At 68.7% G+C, this 22,753-nt stretch carries 14 protein-coding genes; 4 read left to right on the top strand and 10 right to left on the bottom strand.

Annotation, left to right across the window (positions count from 1 at the left end):
* Positions 1-6: 6 nt before the first annotated feature.
* Together D187_RS14820 and D187_RS14815 are read right to left on the bottom strand one after the other, a co-directional pair.
* Positions 7-2,487 carry a xanthine dehydrogenase family protein molybdopterin-binding subunit gene (locus D187_RS14820; protein WP_081713695.1) on the bottom strand — a complete coding sequence of 827 codons (2,481 nt, stop codon included), beginning with the start codon at positions 2,485-2,487 and terminating at the stop codon, positions 7-9.
* Positions 2,487-3,128 carry a (2Fe-2S)-binding protein gene (locus D187_RS14815; RefSeq protein WP_002621686.1) on the bottom strand — a complete coding sequence of 214 codons (642 nt, stop codon included), beginning with the start codon at positions 3,126-3,128 and terminating at the stop codon, positions 2,487-2,489. Before D187_RS14815 ends, D187_RS14820 begins: the two co-directional genes overlap by 1 nt.
* A 102-nt stretch (positions 3,129-3,230) precedes the next feature.
* On the opposite strand from D187_RS14815, the gene D187_RS14810 reads away from it, so the two are divergent.
* Both D187_RS14810 and D187_RS14805 read left to right on the top strand, forming a co-directional pair.
* Complete coding sequence (locus D187_RS14810) at positions 3,231-4,175, top strand: hypothetical protein (RefSeq protein ID WP_155893347.1); 945 nt, start codon at positions 3,231-3,233, stop codon at positions 4,173-4,175.
* Between the two features lie 15 nt (positions 4,176-4,190).
* Positions 4,191-5,096: a DUF1838 family protein gene (locus D187_RS14805; protein WP_002621684.1), complete on the top strand. Its 906-nt coding sequence runs from the start codon at positions 4,191-4,193 to the stop codon at positions 5,094-5,096.
* 520 nt (positions 5,097-5,616) lie between these two features.
* Here the strand turns inward: D187_RS14805 and D187_RS14800 are convergent.
* Positions 5,617-10,929: a trifunctional serine/threonine-protein kinase/ATP-binding protein/sensor histidine kinase gene (locus D187_RS14800; RefSeq protein ID WP_043429948.1), complete on the bottom strand. Its 5,313-nt coding sequence runs from the start codon at positions 10,927-10,929 to the stop codon at positions 5,617-5,619.
* A 268-nt stretch (positions 10,930-11,197) separates the two neighbouring features.
* Here D187_RS14800 and D187_RS14795 point away from each other — a divergent pair, with 268 nt between their 5' ends.
* Positions 11,198-11,899 (top strand): YndJ family transporter, encoded by a 702-nt coding sequence (locus D187_RS14795; protein ID WP_002621682.1) that lies wholly within the window; start codon positions 11,198-11,200, stop codon positions 11,897-11,899.
* 6 nt (positions 11,900-11,905) lie between these two features.
* On the opposite strand, the gene D187_RS14790 is transcribed toward D187_RS14795, so the two are convergent.
* On the bottom strand, positions 11,906-12,649 hold the full coding sequence (locus D187_RS14790; protein WP_002621681.1) for a hypothetical protein: 744 nt from the start codon (positions 12,647-12,649) through the stop codon (positions 11,906-11,908).
* 321 nt (positions 12,650-12,970) lie between these two features.
* Here D187_RS14790 and D187_RS14785 point away from each other — a divergent pair, with 321 nt between their 5' ends.
* Positions 12,971-14,386 carry an ELWxxDGT repeat protein gene (locus D187_RS14785; protein WP_245591713.1) on the top strand — a complete coding sequence of 472 codons (1,416 nt, stop codon included), beginning with the start codon at positions 12,971-12,973 and terminating at the stop codon, positions 14,384-14,386.
* A gap of 57 nt (positions 14,387-14,443) precedes the next feature.
* Here the strand turns inward: D187_RS14785 and rsgA are convergent, their stop codons facing one another.
* The 6 genes from rsgA to sppA form a co-directional block, all read right to left on the bottom strand.
* Positions 14,444-15,532 carry a ribosome small subunit-dependent GTPase A gene (gene rsgA / locus D187_RS14780; protein WP_002621679.1) on the bottom strand — a complete coding sequence of 363 codons (1,089 nt, stop codon included), beginning with the start codon at positions 15,530-15,532 and terminating at the stop codon, positions 14,444-14,446.
* A gap of 312 nt (positions 15,533-15,844) precedes the next feature.
* A complete protein-coding gene (locus D187_RS14775) occupies positions 15,845-17,326 on the bottom strand; it encodes a DUF4340 domain-containing protein (RefSeq protein WP_002621678.1) in 1,482 nt (493 codons plus the stop codon).
* A gap of 18 nt (positions 17,327-17,344) precedes the next feature.
* A complete protein-coding gene (locus tag D187_RS14770) occupies positions 17,345-18,973 on the bottom strand; it encodes a GldG family protein (RefSeq protein WP_002621677.1) in 1,629 nt (542 codons plus the stop codon).
* Between the two features lie 8 nt (positions 18,974-18,981).
* Positions 18,982-19,701 (bottom strand): ABC transporter permease subunit, encoded by a 720-nt coding sequence (locus D187_RS14765; RefSeq protein WP_002621676.1) that lies wholly within the window; start codon positions 19,699-19,701, stop codon positions 18,982-18,984.
* 41 nt (positions 19,702-19,742) lie between these two features.
* Positions 19,743-20,756 (bottom strand): ATP-binding cassette domain-containing protein, encoded by a 1,014-nt coding sequence (locus tag D187_RS14760; RefSeq protein ID WP_002621675.1) that lies wholly within the window; start codon positions 20,754-20,756, stop codon positions 19,743-19,745.
* Between the two features lie 171 nt (positions 20,757-20,927).
* A complete protein-coding gene (gene sppA, locus D187_RS14755; protein WP_002621674.1) occupies positions 20,928-22,709 on the bottom strand; it encodes a signal peptide peptidase SppA in 1,782 nt (593 codons plus the stop codon).
* Positions 22,710-22,753 lie beyond the last annotated feature (44 nt).

Raw genomic sequence — 22,753 nt, 5'->3', positions numbered from 1 at the left:
TCCGGTTCAGCCGCGCAGCGCCGCGAGCACGTTCGCGGGTGTCATCGGGAGCGTGCGGATGCGCTTGCCCGTCGCGTTGTAGAAGGCATTGGCCACCGCCGCCGCCGTGGCCACGTTGGCGGGCTCGGCGACTCCACGCGCGTCCGTCGAGGACTGTGCCCCGAGCTGCTCGAGCAGGATGACCTCGATGTTCGGCACCTCGCGCGAGCCGACGATCTTGTATTGATCGACGTTGGCGTTGAGCTGGTGGCCGCTCGCAGCGTCCAGGTGCCGCTCCTCGTAGAGCGCGTAGCTCACGCCTTGAATCACCCCTCCGAAGATCTGGCTCTCGGTCAGCTTGGGATTGATGGGACGCCCACAGTCGTGCACCGCGACCATCCGCACCACCTTGACGATGCCCGTCTCGGTATCGACCTCGACCTCGGCGAACTGGACGCCCCCAATGCCATGCCGGCTGATGCTCATGTCCGGGGTCACGGCCATGTACCCTTCGTAGTCGTCCCGTCGCTCGGCCCGGTGGGAGATCTCCTGGAAGCGGGCCTTCTTGACCGCCTCCCGGAACGGCATCGCCGTCGAGGCCTTGCCCTTCACCATCACCTTGCCCCCCGCGAAGACGATGTCGTCCGCGTTCGCGTCGAGAACGGGGGCGAGGCGTGTGGCGAGCTCACGGGCACAGCGCCAGGCGGCGTTGCGGGCGGCGGGAGTCAGGGAACTGGTGACCCGGCTCCCTCCGGAGGCGGGCCCACCTGGATAGCGGGAGTCGCCGATATGGGAACCCACCTCCTCGGGGCGCAGGCCGAACTCCTCCGCCACCACCTGGGCCAGGATGGTGCGCGTCCCCGTGCCGATGTCCTGCGTGCCGCTGAAGGCCTCGACGGAACCATCGCCCATCACCCGCACCTCGCACGCGGCGTTGCGGTGGACGAGGTAGAGCCACTGGGATTGGGCGACTCCCATGCCCCGCTTGATGGCTCCCTTGTCCGAGCCCGCGGGCCGCCGCTTGCTCCAGCCGAACCGTTCGGCGCCCACGCGGCGCTCATGGGCTCGGGCCAGGCAATCATCCGTCCCGGAGATGTCGATCTTCTCCCGGAGCGTGAGCGGGTCCATCCCGAGCTTCTCCGCCAGCTCGTCCACGGCTTGCTCCAGGCCGAACATGCCCTGGACCTGACCGGGCGCCCGGAAGGCGGCGCAGGGCCCCGTGTTGGTGAAGACGTCGTACTGCTCCACGTGCACGTTCGGGCAGTCATAGAGGGTGGAGTGGGCGAAGCCGACCCCCGCGCCTCCGGCCACGCCTCCGCTGCCATACGCCTGGAGCTGGAGCGCCACGAGGGTGCCGTCACGCTTCGCGCCGAGCTTGAGCCGTTGGATGCTGTTGGGGCGATGGCCACCCGAGACATGCTCGTCCCGGCGATCCAGGATCATCCGCACCGGCGCCCGGGCCTTGCGCGACAGGTGGATGGCGAGCAGTCCGAAGTTGCCAATCCCATACTTCGCGCCGAAGCCGCCGCCGGTGAAGTCGCTGATCACCCGGACCTTGCTCTTCGGCAGATCGAAGTGCTCGGCCGCCTCGTCCCGGACGCTGCCAAGGTATTGGGTGGACGCGTAGAGGGTGAGCCCCTCGTCCCGCCAATCGGCGACGATTCCGTGCGGCTCCATGGGCACGTGGGTCTGCACCTGCGTGCGGTATTCCGCTTCGACCACCACCTCGGACTCGCGAAACCCCTGGGCGACGTCCCCGCGCGGGCCCACTCCTCGAGGCTTCGTGTCGGGACCTCGTACGTTGCCTTTCTGGGGCAGACCCGGAGGCGCCCCGCCACCTCCCGCCGTCGCCGGCTGCTCGGTGGGCCCGGGGAAGACGCGAGGCGCGTTCTCCTTCATCGCCTCCTCGATCCCGGTGACGTGGGCCTGGGGCTCGTACTCCACCTTGATCAGCCGCGCCGCGGCTTCGGCGGCACGGGGGTTGTCGGCCGCGATCGCCGCGATGGGCTGGCCCGCGTAGCGGACCGTGGGATAGCGATTGCCCTTTTCCGCCTTGGGGTCGCGCAATTGCGCGGTCGAGAGCACTCGCTCCAGCACGTGAACGGCCCGGACCCCCGGGGCGCGCTCGGCCGCCGAGGTGTCGATGGACTTGATGCGCGCATGGGGCAGCGGCGAGGTGACCCACTTGCCCCAGAGCATTCCGGGGAGCTGGACATCGAAGGTGTAGCGGGCCCTGCCAGTGACCTTCTCGATTCCATCCAGACGGGAGACGGGCTTGCCAATGGACTTGAGCTTGGCGTTCTCGGGGAGGGGAGGGGGTTCATCCGCGGGGACGCGCCGGGTGACTTCCTTCAATCCCTGGCCGACAATCCCATATGGGAGTGCCTGCTGCCTCGAGGGCCCTGGGTTCGGTGGTGGCGGCGGCTGGGGACCCGCCTTCGGGCCTTTCTGTCCGTCGGTGGAGGGGCCAGCGCCCTGGGTACCCGTGGTATCCTTGACGTCTTGCATCAGCTGTTCCCCTTTGTCTTTCCACCCGCCTGGGCCGCCGCGAGGGTTGCCTTGAAGACGTTGGGATAGGTGCCGCACCGGCACAGATGACCGCTGACCGCCTGCTTCACATCCTCGAGCGTGCACTTCGGATTGCGCTCGACCAGCGCGGCGCAGCTCATCACCATGCCGGGCGTGCAGAACCCGCACTGAAGAGCATCGTTCTCCACGAAGGCGCGCTGGACCGGGTGGAGCTCGTCACCCCGGGCAAGCCCCTCGATGGTGGTGACCTTCCGGCCCCGGGCATCCAGGGCAAGCGTCATGCAGCTCGCGGCGACCTCGCCATCGAGCCAGACCGTGCAGGCCGAGCAGGCGCCGCGATCACAGCCAATCTTCGTTCCCGTCATGCCGAGGTGGTTGCGCAGCACCTCGGCCAGCGTCGTGGCGGGGTCGGCCTGGACGGTCACGGCGCGGCCATTGACGGACAGGGAGAGCGCGGCGGGCTCGGGGCCCAGGACCGGCGGAGCGGACGCGGCCGCCTGCGCGGTGGACTGAGCCAGCGTGGCGGTCAGCGCGGACGCGCCCGCGCCGGTGAAGAAATCCCGCCGGCTGAGCCTGGGCAGGACGGGCTTGGGGTCGGAGTCATCATCGGATGGGGCCAATGTCGAACACTCCTCTCGCGGATGAAGCTACAGGAGTCCTTCAAGCGCGGCCCAGCGCGAATCACCACTTGGGATGAAGGACGTCATGTTAAGGACAGTCACATGCGACGTCTCTCCTTCCCCTCCAAACGACTCATGCTCCAGAGCCGTCGGAGCGGTGCTCGTTTCACGCCCGTGCTGCTGTTTGTGTTGGGTGCTTGTCAGGAGAACTCCACGGCGGCCCCTCGGCCTCCCGTCGAGGCTCCACCCGTGGTCGAGGCCGCCGCCTCCGACGCGGGTGCTCCCAGTGCCCCGGCCGTCACGCCCGACGCGGGTACTCCCGGTGCCACGGCCAGCCCCCGGCCCGAGGAGCCCGCAGCGGCGAGCCGCACCTTCTCGCGCCTGAAGGGCTCGCCGCGTCCCGCCTGGTTTCTCTGTGATGGGACGAACCGGCCCCGGATCGCCGTCGTCGAGCGCGACGAGGGGGGCTCCACCGCCACGCTCACCTGGGTGGAGAAGCGCAAGGGTGCTCCGTCCACCCAGCAGACCTACGCACTGGGAGAGGTGTCTCCCGGAGCTGGCCAGCGCTTCTACCCGCTGCTCCAGGGTGGCAAGGAGGTGGGCAATCTGCACGCGGTCAATCCTGGCATGTTGCCCGAGCCCGACCGGGCGCTGATTCCTCCCTTCGTGAGCCTCCAGGCGGGTGGGGTGGACCTGTCCTGCCGTTGGATGCTGGGCGTGCGGGTGATGGGCTTCGATGGCACCCGCAGCGTGCTCGTCACCCAGGAGGGCAGTGGGTTCACCTACCAGTCCTTCGACTTCGCCGCCGCCGCCAAGGCGAAGCAGACGCGGATCGAGGGTTATGGCCAGACGACTCCGGCCTCGCGGACGGTCCAGGGCGGGACCGAGGAGCGCACCTCGGACGGCTCCACCTTCACCTTCCGCAATGAGGGCTACACCTATGTCCTCCGGGCGGGTGGGGAGGCGTCATTGGAGGTCTTGAAGGACGGGCGCTCCGTGCAGCGCTCCGACCTGCTCGCCTGGACCTACGCTCCCCCTCCTCCCTGAAAACAGGAGATCCTCATGGCAAGACACGTTTGTCACCTGGTGTACGCGCTGACGTTCGCGGGAGCGCTGGCGTGTGGTGAGCCCGAAACGCGCACGCCCCTCGACCTGTCCCAGCCTGGCGACACCCTGCTCGGCTTCGTGAAGACGCGCGGCTCGCTCGATCCCGAGCAGGAGGTGGTCTTCTACTGGACCGGCTTCATCTACTCGTCCGTCCAGGAGAGCAGTCTCCCCGTCACGAGGAGCAACAAGGTGCTCTTCAAGTTCGAGGGCTACAACATCACCCGCTTCCAGAAGACGGCGGAGGGCTACCAGCAGCTCAGCCGTGAGGCCTCCTTCTATGAAGACCCCACCACGGGGGAGATCCTCGAGTGCTGGAACAACCCGCTCAACGGCAGGTCCGTGTCCGTCGTCCACGTGTGGAACGACCCCGTCAACAACCGCTTCGGTGAGAAGGACGCTCCCCTGCTGGCGCACACCGAGGATGGGGATCGCGTCGTCTACAGCACCGACATCCTCCTGGCCTACCCCTCGCCGCTGCCCGTGGCGACGTACCCGGACTACTCCGGCGGCAACCTCTACCAGGCCGCCGAGCTCTTCAACTTCTACGTCTCGCGCGCCGCGCTGGAGGACTCGAGGCTCGACACCGTACCCGCGGACATCTCCTGGACGCGCGTGGGCCCCTATCTTCCCTGGATGCAGATGGGCTCCCAACCGGGCCAGCTCATCTACCAGACACATGGCCGCAAGCTGATGGGCGGCTGGGCCGAGCTGCCCCAGCACCTCCGGGATTACGTCACCCGCTCCTTCCCCGAGTACCAACACGCCCCCACCGAGTGGCCCGCGGGCCAGGGCAACGCCACGAGCTGGCGCTACTTCAAGCAGCTCGTGGACAGCGGGCAGTACAAGCCCTCCTGTCCGTGAATCCCAATGGGGGCCGCACGGAGCCATGACGAAACGGTGACGAACGCATGGACGGGCGTCGGCCAATGCCCGCTGGTGCCCACGTACGGTGGATTCGCTGTCTCCCCCCTCTCAGGAGCGCGAACCCTCAATGTGAATCTCAGGCGGATTTGCTTTCACTTCCGCCAGATGGGCCTCGAGCGAGGCGGCCCGCGAGCGACACCACGCCCCACCACACAGCCGCCCAGAAGGTGGCAACCAGGATCCACCCCAGCGGGGATGGCCCTGGCCATCCCCCGGACTCCGCCCTTCCGAAAACGGGGAGGCCCACTGCTCTCAAGGCCATGAGGGGCAGGTAGACCGAACCGGCCACCGCGGGCGCGATGGCCTCGGGAGGAAAGGCCGTCGCGAGGACTTGCAGCGTCAGCAGCGAACCCCACAGCACCAGGCGCAGTCGCATCGGTTCACTGCCTCGACGTTCGGGTGGCTGGCGACCTTGTCGCGCTACCTCGGGGACACTGATCGATGCCCGGTGGGATTGTCAATTCTCCTCGCTGGGATGGCCGCCTTCGCCGAGGGGCAGCTCGAGCGTGGCCGTGGCGCCCTTGCCAAGGCCGTCACTCTCCAGCGTGAGGTACCCGCCCAGCATCTTCGCCGCCAGCGCGCTCGAGTGCAGGCCGAAGCCATGGCCATTCTTGCGGGTGGTGAAGCCGTGCGTGAAGAGCCGCTCGCGCGCCTCGGGAGCGATGCCCATGCCGTTGTCCACCACCTCGATGCGGGCCTTGTTCCCCTGGGCGGTGAGCCGCACGTGCAGCCGCCGCTGGCTTTCGGGGAGCACGTCCAGCGCGTGCTTGGCGTTGCTGATGAGGTTGATGAGGATCTGCAACACCTTGTGCTTGTCCACCTGGACCTTGGGCAGCACGGGCAGCTCGCGGGTGATGGTGATGCCGTGGCGCTTGAGCGAGGCCATCTGGATGCGCAGGGCATCGACGACGAGCTGGGCGAGGTCGCACTCCACCGCCAGGACGGCGGTCTTCGCGTAGGTCTGTTGCACCTGGACGATGGCGCGGATGTGCTCGATGTTCCGGCCCATCTCCTCCACGTCTCCCAGCAGCTTCTCCTGCTCGCGCAGCAGCTCCTCGGACAGCTCGGCGAGGTAGTCGGGAATCTGCCGGCCTCGCGAGTCGCCCGTGAAGAAGTCCGCGAGGTCCTCGCGGTGCTCGAGGATCATCGCGGAGATCTGCTTCACCCGGCTCACGCGCGAGTCGCCCACGGCCCGGCGCAGCATCTCCACGTTGATGACGGCGCTGGTGAGCACGTTGCCCACGTTGTGCAGCACGTTGGAGGCCACCTCGCTCATGCCCACCTCGCGCGCCGTGTCCACCAGCTGGGCCTGGGCTTCCTTCAACGCGCGCGTGCGCTCCTCCACCCGCTGCTCGAGCGCGTCGTTGGCCAGGCGCAGGGCCGCCTCGCCCCGCTTCACATGCTCGTACAGCCGCGCGTTCTCGATGGAGATCGCCGCCTGAGAGGCGAGGTGGCTCAACAGGACGAGCCGCTTCGGGTTGAAGGCGTTGGTGGCCAGGTTGTTCTCCAGATACAGCGCTCCGCAGAACACCTCCTGGCGCATCAACGGCAGGCACAGCACCGAGCGGGTCTCGTGGCCGCGCAGGTACTCGTCGGACGAGAACGGATGGGGTTGGGCGGCGTCGTCGATGTGGACGTGCTCGTGGGTGCGCTTGACGTAGCCGATGAGCGTCCAGGGCAGCTTCGGGGAAGCGTCTTGCACCCCGACCCGCACGGCGCTCTCCTCCGGCGGGCCGCCGGAGATGGCGGCCACCGAGAGCGTGTCCCCGCTGGGCAACAACAGGGCGCCGCGTTGGGCTCCGGCGTTCTCGATGGCCACGTGCAGCAGGGTCGCCGCCAGCCGCTCCAGGACGATCTCCCGGGAGATGGCCTGCTGCGCCTTGACCACCGTGAGCGCGTCGACCTGGGTGGAGTCCGTGGTGGCGGTGGTGGCGTCCTCGACGTCGGTCCGGGAGGGCTCGAGGCCGGGCCATCGGGACTCCAGGTGACGCACCTTGCCCAGGGCTCCCCATTGTTGGTAGGCCGCCCGGGCATCGCGCGCGAAGGTGAGGGCCGTGGTCGTCGCCCGCCGCGCGCGCCAGAAGTTCGCCGCGAGTTCGGCCGCGATGCCGGTGTTCTGGGTGAAGCCGTTGTCGCGCGCCGAGCGGATGGCGTCCTCATAGGCGATGATCGCGTCATCCAGCCGCCCCGTGAGCCGGCACAACTCCGCGAACACCATGCGCTCGGGGGCGCGGAAGGTCTCGGGGCAGTTGTCTGCCCAGGCCGCGAGCTGCTCGTGGTGCCGCTGGATGGCCTCGAGGGTCTTCTCCCGCGCCGCCGTCGCCTCGCCCTGGCAGGTCGCGGCCAGCGTGAGGGCGCGGTAGAGGTGGAAGTCCAGGATGTTGATGCTCCCCCTCATGACCCAGATGTACCCGGCCACCTGGTTGGCGGCCTCGAGCGCCTCCTCGTAGGCGCCACACATGAAGCGGGACTTCATCTTGACGAGCCAATAGGTGCTGCGCGGGCCGTTCTGTCGCGAGGACTTCAGTGACGCCTCGAACGCCTGCTCGTCGAAGTCCTCTCCGCTCAGCGTGTCGAACGAGAGCGAGTGCCCGCGCAGCTGTTGCACGTAGCTTTGATGGAGCAGGAGCATGCCTCGCGCATCGCTGACCCCCGCCCTGTGCGAGAAGTCGCCCCGCACGAGCGCTTCCTGGTAGACGTCATCCAGGTGGTTCCCCATGGCGAGGCGGTTCAGGGTGATGGAGTTGCCGCAGTAGGCGGCCACCTGGAATTCTCCCTGCTGGACGGCGTGCTGAAAGCCCTCGAGGACGAGTTGCTGGGTCACGGTGAGGGGCTGGGCCCAATAACTGATGAATTGCAGGCTGAAGAGCACCTTGGCCCGCTGTGAGGACAGCTCGTGGTGCTCGAGGTGCTGCTGGGCGAGCAATCCCAGCGCATAGCCCTCCCGGTAGTGGTTGAAGTGGGCGCCGGCCATCACCCCCAGCCAGCTGAACCCGGACAGGGCGGCTTCCGTGAAGCCGTGCCGGAGCGTCAGGGTGACCATCTGGCTCAGGTCGATGATGAGCAGGTGGGGATCGGTGAAGAAGGACGAGGAGAAGAGGGACAGGAGGGCGCTCATCGCCAGCCGCATGTCCGGATCCGTCATGCGTGGAAGCGCGTCGAGGCTCCGGATGGGGTGCTCCCTGAGCAGTGCCCGTACCTCCTCGTAGGCGGCCATTGCTTCCTGGGCGGAGGGGGCCGCGGGGATCGACATGCCCAGCAGGGCCAGACACTCCAGGATGCAGGCGCTGGCCTCCTTCATCCGGGCGGTGCCCACGTAGAGGTCATTCAGCAGCAGGTAGGTGGCCACCTTGTCCTCGCGGGTGGGCGCCCGGGCGAGGAGTCCCTCCAGCAGCCGGCCCGTCTCGGCGGGATTGCCGCTCATGAGCTCGCACTGGGCCCACGCGAGCCGTACCTGGAAGGCCAGCGCGGCGTCCGTCTCCCACGGGTCCCCGGGAATGAGCGAGAAGGCCTTGGTGAAATAGGAGATGGCGGGGCGATGCGCGATGGAGGCCTTGGCCTTCATGCCCGCCTCGGCGTTCAGCCGCGCGAGGCGGTGGCGCTCCGCGGGCTCGTGGATGAGCTCCATCGCGTCGTTGAGCTGGCTCACCACGTCGAAGAGCTTCTGGTGCAGATCCTCCGGCTGGAGGCTCGCGAGCAGTGTCCGGCCGATGCGCAGGTGGATGGCCTTGCGCTCCTCCGCGGAGATGAGGGCATGGGCCGCCTGGTGGATGCGGTCATGCAGGAAGCGCAACTGCTCCGGGCCGTCGCGCATCAACAGGCCTTCCTGCAGCGCGGGGGCGAGTCCCTGCTCCACCTCGTCTTCCCCTCGTTGCCCGGACAGGGTGTTCAGCATCGCGAGGGAGAAGACATTGCCCACGCACGCGGCCAGGCTCAGCAGGCGTTGGTCCCACGCGGGGAGTTGGCGCAGCTTGGCCACCATGAAGTCGACCACGTTGTCCGAATAGCCCTTGGCCTGGACGCGCTCGGCGTCCCACTCCCAGGTGTCCTGGGGCGTGCGGGTGAGCAGGCCATCCTGGTCGAGCGCCAGCAGGAGCTGGTTGATGAAGAACGGGTTGCCGCCCGTCTTCTCGCGCACCAGCGCCGACAGGGGCAGCACGAGCTCCGGACCCGCTCCGGGCAGCGCGTCCGTGACGAGCTGCTGGACCTGCTCCACGCTCAGTGGCTCGAGCCGGAGGTCCGTCACCCGGGCGCCTGACTTGCGCGCCGTGTCCACCGTCAGCATCAGCGGATGCGCGGGCGTGACTTCGTTGTCCCGGTAGGCCCCGAGCAGCAGCAGGGGCGGTGTCTCCGGATGGGTGAGCAGGTGCTGGAGGAGCTGGAGGCTGGCCAGGTCCGCCCACTGCAAGTCATCCAGGAAGAGGACGAGGGGGTGCTCCGGCGTGGCGAAGACGCCGAGGAACTGGCGGAACACCCGCCTGAAGCGGTTCTGCGCCTCGGCGAGCGTCAGCTCCTGGACCGAGGGCTGCCGGCCCACGATGCGCTCCAACTGGGGAACGAGCTCCACCAGCACCTGGCCATTCTCCGCCCAGGCCGCCTGGAGGCGCTCACGCCAGCGGGCCAGCTCCTCGTCGCTGCCCGCCATCAACTGCTGCACGAGCCCGCGGATGGCCTGCGCCAGCATCGCGTAGGGGATGTCGCGCTGGAACTGCTCGAACTTGCCGCTCAGGAAGAACCCACGCCGTTGCACCACCGGCTTGTGCAGCTCCCGCACCAGCGAGGACTTGCCGATGCCGGAGTAGCCGTGCACCAGCATGAGCTCCGCGGCTCCTCCCCGCGCGACGCGCTCGAAGCCCCGCAGCAGCGTGACGACGTGCGTCTCGCGCCCATAGAGCCGCTGCGGCAACTGGAAGCGTTGGGGGCTGTCCGCGGTGCCCAGGGGGAACGCCTCGAGCGCCCCGTCGCGGCACTTCTCCAGATCGCGCAGCAGTCCCTCGGCGCTCTGGTAGCGCTCCTCGGCCGTCTTGGCCAACAGCTTGAGTACGACGGCCGAGACGGCGGGAGGCACGGCGGGGACGAGCTCGTGGGGAGGCTTCGGACGTTGGGCGATGTGGGCGTGGAACCACTCGAGCGCGTCTCGTCCGTGGAAGGGGCGGATCCCGGTGAGCAGCTCGTAGAACGTGACCCCGAGCGAGTAGAAGTCCGTGCGGTAGTCCACCTGGCGATTCATCCGCCCGGTCTGCTCGGGCGACATGTACGCGAGTGTCCCCTCGATGAGGGAGGCGGGCGCCGCCTCCTGGTGCTCCACCCGTTGGAGCGTGGCCACCCCGAAGTCGATGAGGCGGGCGCCGCCCTCGGGCTCGGCGATGATGTTGCCGGGCTTGATGTCCTTGTGGATGACGCCGTGGCGGTGCACCTGCGCGAGGGTGGAGGCCAGCGAGAGGGCCAGCTCCAGGAACCGGGGCACCTCCATGGGTTTGCCCACGACCTCGGCCAGGGGCTCGCCCCGCAGCCGCTCCATGAGGATCACCGGACGGCCGAGCAGATCCTCCTGCGAAAAGGCGCGGACCACGCCGCCCACCTCCCGCAGCCGCCGCAGGATGTCGAACTCCCGGCGATAGCGCTCGCGCTCACGCGGGCTCGGGGCTTGGACGGCGGGGGTCTTGATGATGACCGGCAGGCCATCCGACTCACGCACCGCGTGGAAGAGCACGCTCGCACTGGTCGTGCGCAGCGTACCGAGGAGCTTGTACCCTGGGATGTCGAGCATCATGCGTCGCGTCGGCCGGGGCGCTGACACGCTTGGGCGCAACAGTATGGGGTGTAACAGGGTCGGAGGGACTCCGTCATGCGCATCCATTCCGCTGGCTCGTCTCCCCCTCGCGGAACCCGGACTGATGGCATCTCCGGGGACAGACCCCGAGTTCAACCCCTATGGTGTGGCCGTGACGGCGATACGCGCGGAAGGACAGCGGTGGAGCGGGACCCGAGGGCTTTCCCTGGGAGGGCCCGCGCTCGGACTCGGAATCTGGAGCGCCTTGCTGGCCGCGAGGTGGGCCACGGGCAGCTTCCACGAGTTCCTCCTCGCCGAGACGCTCTTCCTGCTGGCGCCCCTCGTCCTCGTCCCGCTGGCCCTGCCGCTCACCGCCGTGCCCGCGCGCTCCGGACGTCCCTCCCGGCTGTTCACCCTGCTGGGGGCCCTCCTTCCGCCAGGCGCCCTGGCCCTCGTGCCGGCGTTCGCCCTGGAGCTGCCCTGGCAGGCCCGGGTCGCGCTGGGACTGCCCTATCTGCTCTTCACGCTCTGTGCCGCGCTGCACGGGCTGGTGCGGCTGGCCGGGCGCAGCGCGTTCCTCGTGGAGGAGCTGGTCATCGACGTGGCCCTGCTGTGCCCACTCGGGGGCGCGGTGTGGATGATGACCTGGTTGGGGGACTTCTCGCTCCTGGGCTTCCAGGGGCTGTGGGTGCTGCTCACCGCCGTCCACTTCCACTTCGCCGGCTTCGGCTGCCTGCTCATCGCGGGGTTGCTCGGCCGGCTTCTATCGTCGCGGTGGATGACGGGGCGGATGGGCGCGAGCGCGTGCGCGGGTGGATCCGCACCTATGTGCGCGATGGGAGCCCCATCTACGTGGCCGCCTACTCCAGCCACATGGCCGGCGCGACACGAGATGTGGTTCTTCGGAAGGAAGTACCTGGAGCTGCACTACTTCATCGAGCGGCTCGCCGAGGCTGGTCCGGAGTAGGGCGGCTCAGAAGTCGAAGGTCGCGAGCGCCTGCGCCACCACGCCGGTGGGGGCGGAGCCGCGCGGCGAACTCCAGCCCACCAGGCCCTGTAACTGGAAGCCCTTCCACACGTAGGACGCGGTCGGGCCGACCACCAGGCCGAAGGGCCGCCCCATGTCCTCGGGCGTCTTGAACTCGTCGACGAGCTCGAAGTGGACGCGCCCCTCGATGCCCGCGCGGAAGGAGGGGGTGAGCCGGTACGACGCGAGCGAAGCCGCCTCGAAGTCCACGTCGCCCCGGTGGCCCAGGCCCTTGCCGACGAGCACGTTTCCCGTCAGTCCCACGCGTCCGAGGGTCCTCCCGAACGCCAGCTTGGCATCCAATTCGGAGCCCGTTGATTCCATGCCCACCGCCCTGAAGCGCACGAGGGCCGTCAGGTTCACGGGCGCGACGGCCTCGGAGAGCAACTGCCAGCGCACGGAGGCCGTGGGCGTGAACGAGCCTCCCTGCCACTGGGAGGAGACGCCCAGCGCGAGGTTCGTCACGGGGGACCACAGCAGGGACGCGCCCAGGCTCGTGACGGAGGAATCCGCGCCATCGTCCGACTGATTGAGTCCGCCCCCGGCACTGACCCGAACGGTGCCCGCGCCGGGTACCGCGGCGGCCTCGGTGAGCAGCGTATCCCGCACGTTCCAGTCGTCCTCGGCGGCGCGAGCGAGCACGGGGAGACCCAGCACCAATGTCACAAACGTCCGCGAGATCGTCTGCATTCGGTATGAAAGCGCTCATTGCTCCGTGGCGGACAAGAAGGGTGGAACCACGCACGCAAGGACTGTTCATTCGCGAGCACCTCGTCGAACCCGGCGGGTATCCCAGGCCGTCGAAACGAATGGGGCTCCAGGCAGGCGAGCACGGCTGTCTCCGGGGTGCACTTGGCGCAAGGCTTGACGCAGCCCACCCTTGCCTCCCAGGCAGCGGAGGGGTGGAGCATGGCGATGTGGCGTGAAGGAATGGGGTTGTTCCTCCTGGCTTTTGGTATGGGTTGTGGCGGTCCGCTTCCGGATGAGGGGGAAGAGAGCGCGACGCGGGAAGTGTCCTCCGCGCTTCTCTGTCTTCCGGACGAGGCGAGCACCCAGCGGGTGCGCACCATTTTTCCCCCCACCGAGTATCCCCCTCGCCTGGCTTCGTTCCCGGAGTCCCTCGAGGAGTTCCGTGGCCAGCTCTACTTCGCCGCGAACTTCGATGACGGCCGCAGGGCCCTGTGGAAGAGCGACGGCACGGAAGCGGGGACCGTCCTGGTGAAGGAGTTCCCAGTCACCGAGGCGCACATGACTCCCTCGGTGCGCGAGCTCACGGCCTCTCCGTCCCTGCTCTTCTTCCAGGCGGCGGATGCCGAGCACGGGTCGGAGCTGTGGGTGAGTGACGGGACGAGCGGCGGAACGCGGCTCCTGAAGGATCTGACGCCCGGAGTGGAGGGCTCGTCCCTGTCGCAGCTGACGGCGCTGGAAAGCCGGCTCGTCTTCTTCCGCAATGTGTATGACCCGGCGTCCTCGTCGTCGCGCGGCGAGTTGTGGACGTCGGATGGCACCGAGGCGGGCACGGTGCCGGTGCGCGACTTCCCCGAGGGGGCCGAGGTGAGCAACGCGGCGGGCCGGTTGGGCGGCGCGCTGCTCTTCTTCGTCCGGGACGCGTCGGGCACGGCGCTGTGGAGCACGGACGGCACGGTGGGGGGGACGGCGCGCCTCACGCGCCTGGATGCCGGACCCGACAGCGCGTACGCCAGCGAGCTGCGCATCTCCGGCGGGCTCGCCTTCTTCTCCTTGGCTGAACCGACCGGCGACACCGAGGTGTGGAGGACGGACGGCACGGCGGCTGGGACGGTGCGTCTGAAGACCTATGGCCCCACGCGCGGCGTGCGCCTGCTCGACGTGCTGGGCTCCTACCTGTACCTGACGACGACCTCGTACAGCACCCAGTACATGGTCCTGAACCGCCTTCCGGTGGCGGGGGGTGACTCCACGAGCATCTTCACCTTCCCCAACCCCTACGCGAGCCAGGGTGAGGCGTTTCCGTACGTGACTGACGTCAGTGTCGCCCCCCAGGGCACGAAGATCTTCTTCTCCTTCTACATTGGCAGCTCGGGTCCCGCGCCCCGGGACACGCAGCTCTGGGTGACGGATGGGACGGCCTCGGGCACGACACTGTTGCGCCGGCCGTTGAGCCTGTCGGACGAATATGGCTCGCCCGTCCACGCCGTGAGCGACGAGCTCGTCTTCTTCAGCGCCTTCGAGCAGGAGTCCGCGGGCATCGAGCCCTGGGTGTCGAACGGCACGCCCGGGGGAACGCGGCGGCTGGAGGACGTCCGGTCCGGCGGCGACAGTTCCTACCCGCGGGAGTTCCTGCGCGTGGGGGATCGCGTCTTCTTCAGTGCCTTCGACGAGACCCAGGCCAACCAGTTGTGGTCCACGACCCTGCGCGACGCGTGCGTGGCCCCGGTGCGCGAATAGAAAAGGGAAGGGGGCCCACACCCGGAACGGTCCGGGCCCCCTCGTCCGTATGCGTCCTCAGTCCCCTCGCCGCTTGGAGCGTGAGCGCTCCCTGCCAGCCTGGGTGAGGTTCTTCACGTGGCGCTGGTGCTCGCGCCGCGCGGCGGCGTCCGACTGACGGGCGTGGTAGGCCTGTTCGCGCCGCAGCTTCTCGAAGCTCTCGAGCCGCTCCCCGTCGAGCGTTCCCTCGTCCACGGCGGCACGCACCGCGCATCGCGGCTCGCCCCGGTGCGTGCAGTCCCGGAAGTGGCAGTGGGCGGCCAGCGCCACGACGTCCGCGAACGCCTGGCCGAGCCCCTCTTCCTCTGCTCCCCACAACCCGAGCTCGCGCATCCCGGGCCCATCGATGAGCAGCCCGCCGTGCGGCAGGAGGAACAGCTCGCGGTGGGTGGTGGTGTGGCGGCCCTTGTCGTCCTCGGGCCGCACCTCCCGGGTGGCCAGACGCTGCTCGCCCAGCAGGTGGTTGACGAGGGTGGACTTGCCCACGCCCGAGGAGCCGAGCAGCGCTCCCGTGGTCGCGGGGGGCAGGTGGGCGCGCAGCGCCTCGAGGCCCTCTCCGGTATGGGCGCTCAACGCGAGCACGGGGACTTCGGGGGCGAGTGCCTCGACCTCGCGGACGCGCTCGGCCACCTCGGGGTCGAGGTCCGTCTTGCTGAGGACGACCACGGGCGAGGCCCCACTGCTCCATGCCAGGGTGAGCGCCCGCTCGATGCGGCGGGGGTTGAAGTTGCCATCCAACCCCGTCACGAGGAACACCACGTCGAGGTTCGCGGCGATGAGCTGCCCCTCGTGCTCGCTGTCCGCTTCACGCCGCATGAGGACGCCGCGGCGTGGGAGCACTTCGTGGATCAGCGCCTCGCCCGGGCCGGAGGGGGGTTGCAGCGCCACCCAGTCCCCCACGGTGGGCAGGGCCTGGGCGCCGGAGGCATGGTGGAGGAGCCGTCCCGAGGGGCGCGCGAGCAGGCGAAGCTCGGAGGTCTGGACGGTGAGCAGCCCGCGCTCCTGGCGCACGACGCGGCCGGGGACGAGGGACAGGGAAGAACCATGGAGGACAACGGAGAACGCGTGGGCGAGGGATGGACCCCAGCCGAGGGATTCGAGGAACACTTGGAAGGACTCCGGGCAGAGCGGTGCCTGCGGCGCACCTGAGGACTCGAGGGCACCCAGCAAGGAGCGGGACCGCGCTGCGTCGGACCTTCGGGGCCTACCTGGCGGCCCGCGCCCCCTGGGCGAACAGGACAGCGACCGCGGCAAGATCAAGGGCGGCGTTCATGGTGGCCTCCAGGAGGTTCATGGGGCGGCGTCCATCGCCACCCCGAGGTTCAACATACCGTGGGCGGACCTCCCTTGACGAGGCCCCACGCTCATGGACTCCCTGGGTGGGGAGGCATGCGCGTGGTGGGAGGTGCCCTGTCGTGCCTACTGCATCTGCCGTGCGCGCAGCTGGGCCTCGAGCTGCTGGCGCACCTCCGGCGGGAGCTGATCCAGCCCGCCAATCTGGCTGGGGCCTCCCCGAGGCATCTCCGGCTTCTTGAAGAGCTGGAGTCCCTGGGCGAGCCGTGTCTTCACGTACTCGGGCAGCGCGTAGGCCAGTGGGTCGATGGACGTCCGGGCGTACAGCTCCTTCACGCCGGCCGCGCTCCCGGGCGCCTCCTTGCCCAGCCGCAGCGTCTGCGACGGCGATGCCTCGATGGAGATCTCGACGAGCGCCGTCGGGGTGTTCACGCCCAGCTGGGCCTCGCTCGGCGTGCCGTCGACGACCCGGGCCGCGCGCAGCGAGCCGAGCCACGAGAGCAGGGACTCCACCTGGCTGGCGTCGAACTCGAAGCCCGTGGGCAACGTCCTCGGTTCGATCACCTTCCACTCCGTGCCCTCCCGGGCGACCTGGACCGCGGTCGGGCCCGCCTGGAGCTTGAACCGGGTCACCTTGGGCTGCTCGAAGTGGAACAGGCGCAGATCTCTCAGGTCCGTCAGGCGCTTGCGCAGGGCGTCCGCGCTGTAGGCCGCGAGCTGGTACACCTGGGGATCCCCCTCGAGCCGGGCGGCCACCGTCGCCCCGTCCTTGCCCGCGGGGGCGAGGTGCACGGCGATCGTCTTGCCGTCCTTGAGCTTCGCCTCGACCGTGTCGTGGGCACCGCCCAGGCCCGTGGCCGGGTCCGCCGCCGCCTCGCCCTCGAGGAAGTCCTGGGCGCTGAGCGAGGAGAGCTGCCGCGCCACCTGCTCGGCGAGTCCCGGGTCGAACCGGAAGTTCGGGGGAAGCGTCGTTCCCTCCGCCACGCTCCACTCGCCCGGCTTGGAGCCGGCGTTCAGGGTGAGCACCTCGCCATCCTTCGAGCGCAGGGTGAGCTGGGTGAGGTCCTCCGGCTTGAGCGAGAGCAGAGCGCGCTTGCGCCAGCCCTTCACGTCCTTGCGCACCGTCCAGTCCAACCGGCCGCGGGCGACGAACACCTCGTTCTTGCCCGCCTCGCGCACGTAGGCGCCTCCATTCTTGGCCGCCTTGCCGAGCACCAGCTCGATCGCCGGAGTCCCCGACTGCACCACCTTGAGCTTGAGCCCCTTCGCGTCATCGAGCTCGTACTCCGCGTGGGTCTCCGCGCGGTCGGTCACGAAGTCCGGGTGGCGCAGCTCGCCCAGGGCGTCCAGGGCGCTGGTGACCAGGGACTCGTCCGCCACGTACTTCTGCTCCGGCTTCGCCGGGTCCACCACCCGCCACCCATCGCCCTCCTTCTCCAGCCGGGCCGAGCGCGCGCCGCTGAGTTCGATGGAGGAGACCTTGTCCTTGTCCACCCGGGGTAGCTCGAGCTTGCGCACGCCCACGCTCACGTGGTCTTCGCGGGTGGCCAGTACCGCCACGAGCAGCACGGCGAAGATGCCCAGGACGATGATCGTTGTCTTGTTCATCGTGTGTCCTCCAGCGGATCAGACGGTGACGCGGCTCCGGCGCGCCTCACGCATGCGCCAGCGCACCAGGCCGAAAGCGGTGAACAGGAAGGGGATGCCGAGCACGTTGCCGTACTTCACGGTGTTGCGTGTGGCGTCCGAGATGTCCTTGTCCAACGGCGCCTCCGCGAGGCCGCGGGTGCGCATGTCGAGCAGGGCCGAGTCGAGCAGGAGCCAGTCGGCCACGTTGAGCAGGAAGGCCTGGTTGGCCGAGCTCATGAAGTCATCCCACAGCGCCGCCGAGCCACCGGCGACGATGACGCGCGGCTCGCCCTTGCTCTCCGCGAGCAGGGGCGTGGCGGAGCTGACGTTGGCCTGGGCGGCGAAGTGGCTCTTGAGCTTGCCGGACACCTGGACGATGAGCGGGTAGGGGCCGCCCACGGAGGGGGACTCGTTGCGCCAGTCCCGGCGCGGGTCGATGTTGAAGGGCTTGGACTCCAGCCAGCTCGTCTTGGAGGACTTCGCGAGCACCGTGCCCTGCACGCCCTCGGGCGTCTGGAGCGAGACGGACGTGGTGAAGGGCAGCAGCACGCCGCCAATGCCCTTGGACACCGGGCTGTCCCCCTCGAGCTGCGCGAGCAGGGGGATGAACGGGTAGGGCACCGGCATGTCGATGACCATGAAGCCGCGCCGCTCCTGCACCGACAACTGCCCCGAGCGCGCGTCCGCCACGAGCTGATCCCCGAGCTTCACGCCATACGTGGCCAGCAGCGGCGCCAGCCCGTGCTCCGCCTCGCTCTGCTCGAAGGTGCGTGGATCCACGCGCAGCGCATCCAGGAAGAACGCCGCGCTCTTGCCCTCCATGAGGAACTGATCGATCGCCTCGAGCTCGTTGGGCTCGAGCGCCGTCTTGGGCCCGATGACGAGCAGCGCGTCCACGCCCGCCTCCACGCGCTTGTTCTCGCCGAGGTTCACCGGGCGCACCTCGTAGAGCTGGCCGAGCAGCATCTTCAGGCGGCCGAGCTTGTCCTGGAGGCCCGGCTCGTCATGCCCTTGCAGCACCCCCAGCACGGGCGTCTGGGTGCGCGTGAGCTTGCGCAGGAGCAGGGTGAGGTCGTACTCGAGCGTCTGGGTATCGGCCACCACCGGGATGACTTCCTTCTTCTCCTGGTGCTTGATGACGATGCCCATGTAGGCGCGCCTGGTCTGCACCTGGTCGTCCTCGACGACGCGGACCTCGACGGGCTGGATGCCCTCCTGGGCCAGCTCGCGCTCCACGGACGTCGGCTCGCGGAAGGTGCGGCCGAAGATGTCGCGCTTCGTCTCCCGCTTCGCCTCCTTGTCGGCGTCCGTCTCCTGCGTCATGGGATCCAGGAACTCGAAGCTGAGCTTGCCCCGGGACGCGGCGCGGTACTCCTCGAGCAAGTCCCGCACGTAGCGCGCGTTGCTCGAGTACGGAGGGGGCAGCTTGTCGGTGAAGTAGGCGGTGACGGTGACGGGATCCTTCAATTCCTCCATCGTCGTCCGGGACGCCTCGGACAGGGTGTAGGTGTGGTCGCGGGTGAAGTCCAGGCGCTTGAAGGCGCGCAGACCGAGGATGTTGAGCAGCACCAGGCTGCCCACGATGCCGAGCAGCAGGACGGTGGCGTTGAGGGTGTTCTTTCTCATCGCGGGCCTCACTGACGAACGTTGCTCAGGGTGCGCGTGGTCAGGGCGAGCCCCACCACGGTGAGCGTCACGTAGAAGAGGACATCGCGGGAGTCGAGCACGCCCCGCGCGATGTTGTCGAAGTGGTAGTCCACCGAGAGGTACTGCAGGACCGCCGAGAGCGTCTGCGGCAGTACCACGGCGAACTTGTCGACGAAGTAGAAGGCGAAGCAGAGCACCAGGCCGATGATGAAGCCGACGATCTGGTTGCGGCTGAGCGCGCTCGCCCACAGGCCGATGGCCAGGAAGCTCGAGGCGAGCAGCAGCAGGCCCACGTAGCCCATCACCACCGGGCCCCAGTCGAACGAGGCGCCCGGCGCGGTGAGCGCCGCCACGCTCAAGGGATAGGGCAGGGTGAGCAGCAGCCCCACGCCCACCATGCCCAGGGCCGCGAGGAACTTGCCCGTGACGACCTGCCAGTCATTCAGGGGCATGGTGAGCAGCAACTCCAACGTGCCGGACTTTCGCTCCTCGGCGATGAGCCGCATGGTCACCGCCGGGGCGAAGACCACGAAGAGCACCGGCGCCACTCCGAAGAAGCCTCGCAGCGAGGCCTGGCCCGCCACGAACAACGTACTGAAATAGAGCCAACCCGCGGTGAGCAGGAATCCGCCGAGCACGATGTAGGCGACCGGCGAGTTGAAAAAGCTCCTGAACTCACGCCGGGCGACGGCGAGTGTCGTTCCCATTCGCTACCTCTCGTGAGATTGATTCGAAGTCTGGACGGGCGTCACGCCGCGTGCTGCGTGGCCTCGGACCCGGCACGGTGGGGGGTCCCGCTCCTGGCGGCTTCTCCCCCGGTGAGCTTGCGGAATGTTTCTTCCAGGCTCACGTGCCGGCGCTTCACCTCCAACAGACAGAGGTCATGGCGCACCGCGGTGTCGAAGAGCGCCCGGCGGATGTCCTCCGCGCCGTAGCGCAGGCTGAAGCCGAGCGTGTCGCCGCCCTCGGCCTCCGCGCCCTCCACACCGGTGACTCCCGGTACCTGCTCCAGTACCGCGCGCACCTGTTCGGGCCGCAGCGGGGCTCCCGAGCGCGAGGCGAGCACCACCGTCACCGAGCCTCCCTCGGAGGTGGTGAGCCGCTCGGGGGCGTCGTCCGCCACCACCTTGCCCTCATTGATGATGAGGACGCGGCTACACGTGCTCTGCACCTCGCTCAGGATGTGGGTGCTCAGGATGACGGTCTTCTCCCGGCCCAGTTCCTTGATGAGGTTGCGGATCTCCACGATCTGGTTCGGGTCCAGGCCCGTGGTCGGCTCGTCGAGGATGAGCAGATCCGGATCATGGAGGATGGCCTGGGCGAGTCCCACGCGCTGCCGGTAACCCTTGGACAGTTGTTGGATGTCCTTGCCCAGCACGCTGCCCAGACCACAGCGCTCCACCGCGGAGCGGATGCGCGCCTGGCGTTGGCCTTTGGGAACGCCGCGCACGTCGGCGATGAAGTCCAGGTAGTCCCGGACCATCATCTCCTCGTACAGGGGGTTGTTCTCCGGCAGATAGCCAATCAGCCGCCGCGTGGCGACCGGGTCCACGCTGACGTCGATGCCATTGACCTGGGCCACCCCCGAGGTCGGCGTGACGAAGCCCGCCAGGATCTTCATCGTGGTGGACTTGCCGGCGCCATTGGGCCCCAGGAATCCCACCACCTGCCCCCGGGGGACCTCGAAGCTCACCCCGCGCAAGGCCTGTGCGGAACCGTAGGACTTCGTCAGCCCTTCGATGCGAATCATCGGTTGAGACACGATATCTACCTCGTGAAGCGACCACATGAGTCGATGTGAGGCCCCACCTAAGACGCCCCACGGCACCTGTCAACGTGGCCAGAAACGAATTCTTCCCGGCCTCGGGCTCGCGCGAATGTCTCGACTCAATGCGCCATGCTCGCCCCACGAGGGCACCACCCGGCACGTGCCTCAGTGGATGGACACCTCGAACGGCATGCGGGCGTAGACGCCGGCCGGGTCGTTGAGGGAGCGCAGCACCTCCACCTGGCGCTGGACGTCGGCCATCAGCACGTCCACCGCCGAGCGGGCCTTGGGCTTGGCCTCCTCGCTCAGGGACTCGGCGAGCTGCTCGGCGAAGGACTTGCGGCCCTTGGGCATGTCCATCCGGTAGTCCTTGCCCACGCCCGCCTTCTCGGCGGCGAAGCGCGCCGCGTCCTCCAGGGTTCCCATTTCGTCCACGAGCCCCAGCTTCTGGGCCTGGACCCCGGACCACACGCGGCCCTGGGCGATCTCCTTGAGCTTCTCCCGGTCCAGCTTGCGGCCCTCGGACACCTTGTCCAGGAACTGCTCGTAGACGCGATCCGTGAGGGACTGGATGCGCGCGAACTCCGCCTCGCTCTGGGGCCGCGTGACGGTGCCCAGGGTGGCCATGCGCGCCGTCTGCACGCCATCGAAGGTGACGCCCAGGTCATTGGCCAGCTTCTGGAAGTTGGGCAGCAGTCCGAAGACGCCAATGGAGCCCGTGAGGGTGTTGGGCGCGGCGAAGATGCGGTCCGCGTAGGTGCTGATCCAATAGCCCCCGGACGCGGCATAGGTGCCCATGGAGACCACCAGGGGCTTGGTCTTCTGGGTGAGGATGACCTCGCGCTGGATGAGATCCGAGGCGCTGGCGCTTCCACCCGGGCTGTTGACGCGCAGCACCACGGCCTTCACGTCGGGATCCTGCCGCAGCTTGCGCAGCTCCCGGCTGAGGCGATCCCCGCCCACCTGGTCCGAGCGCCCCTCTCCGTTGACGATCTCTCCCTCGGCGTACACCACGGCGATGCGGTTCTTGCCCTCGCCGGGGCGGACCTCGGTGCCGGCATAGGCGGCCAGATCGATCTGGTTGAAGCTCTTGTTCTCCGAGTCGGTGCCCGACAGCTTCTTGAGCTCCTCGAGCACCTCGTCGAAGGACGCGACGCGATCGACGAGCCCGGCGACCTGGGCCTCGTCGGGCAGGAGCATGCCCTTGTCGTCCGCCAGGGCCTGCAGGGCCTCCGGGGTCAGCTTGCGATCGGGGGCGACCGTGGTCTTCCACTCGGTCCACAGGTCGTCCAGCAGCACCTGCATCTGCTCCCGGCTGGGATCGCTCATGCGGTTGAGGAGGAAGGGCTCCACCGCGGACTTGTACTTGCCGACGCGGGTGACCTGCACCTGGACGCCGAACTTCTGCAGGGCGTCACCGAAGAACGTGGTCTCGGACGCCAGGCCATTCATCTCCACCTCGCCGGCGGGGTTCACGAAGAGGGGCGAGGCGACGGAGGCCAGGTAGTAGTCGCGCTTGGCCCAGGTGACGTTGTAGGCGAGCACCGGCTTCTTGGCCTTGAAGCGCTGCAGCGCGCCGCGGAACTCGCGCAGCGCGGCGGGGCCCGAGCCGTAACCGGCGGGCGTGAGGTTGCTGGTGAGGTAGAGCCCCACGATGCGCTCGTCCGCCGCGGCCCGGTCCACGGCCGCCACGGCGGTGGCGAGCGCCAGGGTCCGGCTCTTCTCTCCCTGGAGCGCGGTCTGGAGGGATTCCGACACGCCCGGCGCGCTGGCGTGGTCCAACAGGTTCATGTCCAGGTCCACGACGAGCACGGCCTTGGGCGGCACCGGGGGCTCGCTGGAACCACCCACCACGGCCACGAAGCCCACGAACAGAAAGAGGCTGCCCACGACGAAGACCCCCAGCGCCACCAGGCAGGCGAAGAGCGTCTTGAAGAAGTCCTTCATGTATTCACCCCGAAGAAGCGCCCAGCATGCCGCGATGGCCGCCC

Origin of the sequence: Cystobacter fuscus DSM 2262 (assembly GCF_000335475.2) — a bacterium.
Classification (GTDB): Bacteria; Myxococcota; Myxococcia; order Myxococcales; family Myxococcaceae; genus Cystobacter; species Cystobacter fuscus.
The sequence above is the reverse complement of the archived record's forward strand: the minus strand, read 5'-3'. Positions and strand labels throughout refer to the sequence as shown.

Bases quoted from the DNA above. Each gene is read 5' to 3' on its own strand.
- D187_RS14800 (WP_043429948.1), bottom strand. From the start codon at position 10,929: ATGCTCGACATCCCAGGGTACAAGCTCCTCGGTACGCTGCGCACGACC.
- D187_RS14775 (WP_002621678.1), bottom strand. From the start codon at position 17,326: ATGAACAAGACAACGATCATCGTCCTGGGCATCTTCGCCGTGCTGCTC.
- D187_RS14820 (WP_081713695.1), bottom strand. From the start codon at position 2,487: ATGCAAGACGTCAAGGATACCACGGGTACCCAGGGCGCTGGCCCCTCC.
- D187_RS14765 (WP_002621676.1), bottom strand. From the start codon at position 19,701: ATGGGAACGACACTCGCCGTCGCCCGGCGTGAGTTCAGGAGCTTTTTC.
- D187_RS14805 (WP_002621684.1), top strand. From the start codon at position 4,191: ATGGCAAGACACGTTTGTCACCTGGTGTACGCGCTGACGTTCGCGGGA.
- D187_RS14770 (WP_002621677.1), bottom strand. From the start codon at position 18,973: ATGAGAAAGAACACCCTCAACGCCACCGTCCTGCTGCTCGGCATCGTG.
- D187_RS14810 (WP_155893347.1), top strand. From the start codon at position 3,231: ATGCGACGTCTCTCCTTCCCCTCCAAACGACTCATGCTCCAGAGCCGT.
- D187_RS14790 (WP_002621681.1), bottom strand. From the start codon at position 12,649: ATGCAGACGATCTCGCGGACGTTTGTGACATTGGTGCTGGGTCTCCCC.
- sppA (WP_002621674.1), bottom strand. From the start codon at position 22,709: ATGAAGGACTTCTTCAAGACGCTCTTCGCCTGCCTGGTGGCGCTGGGG.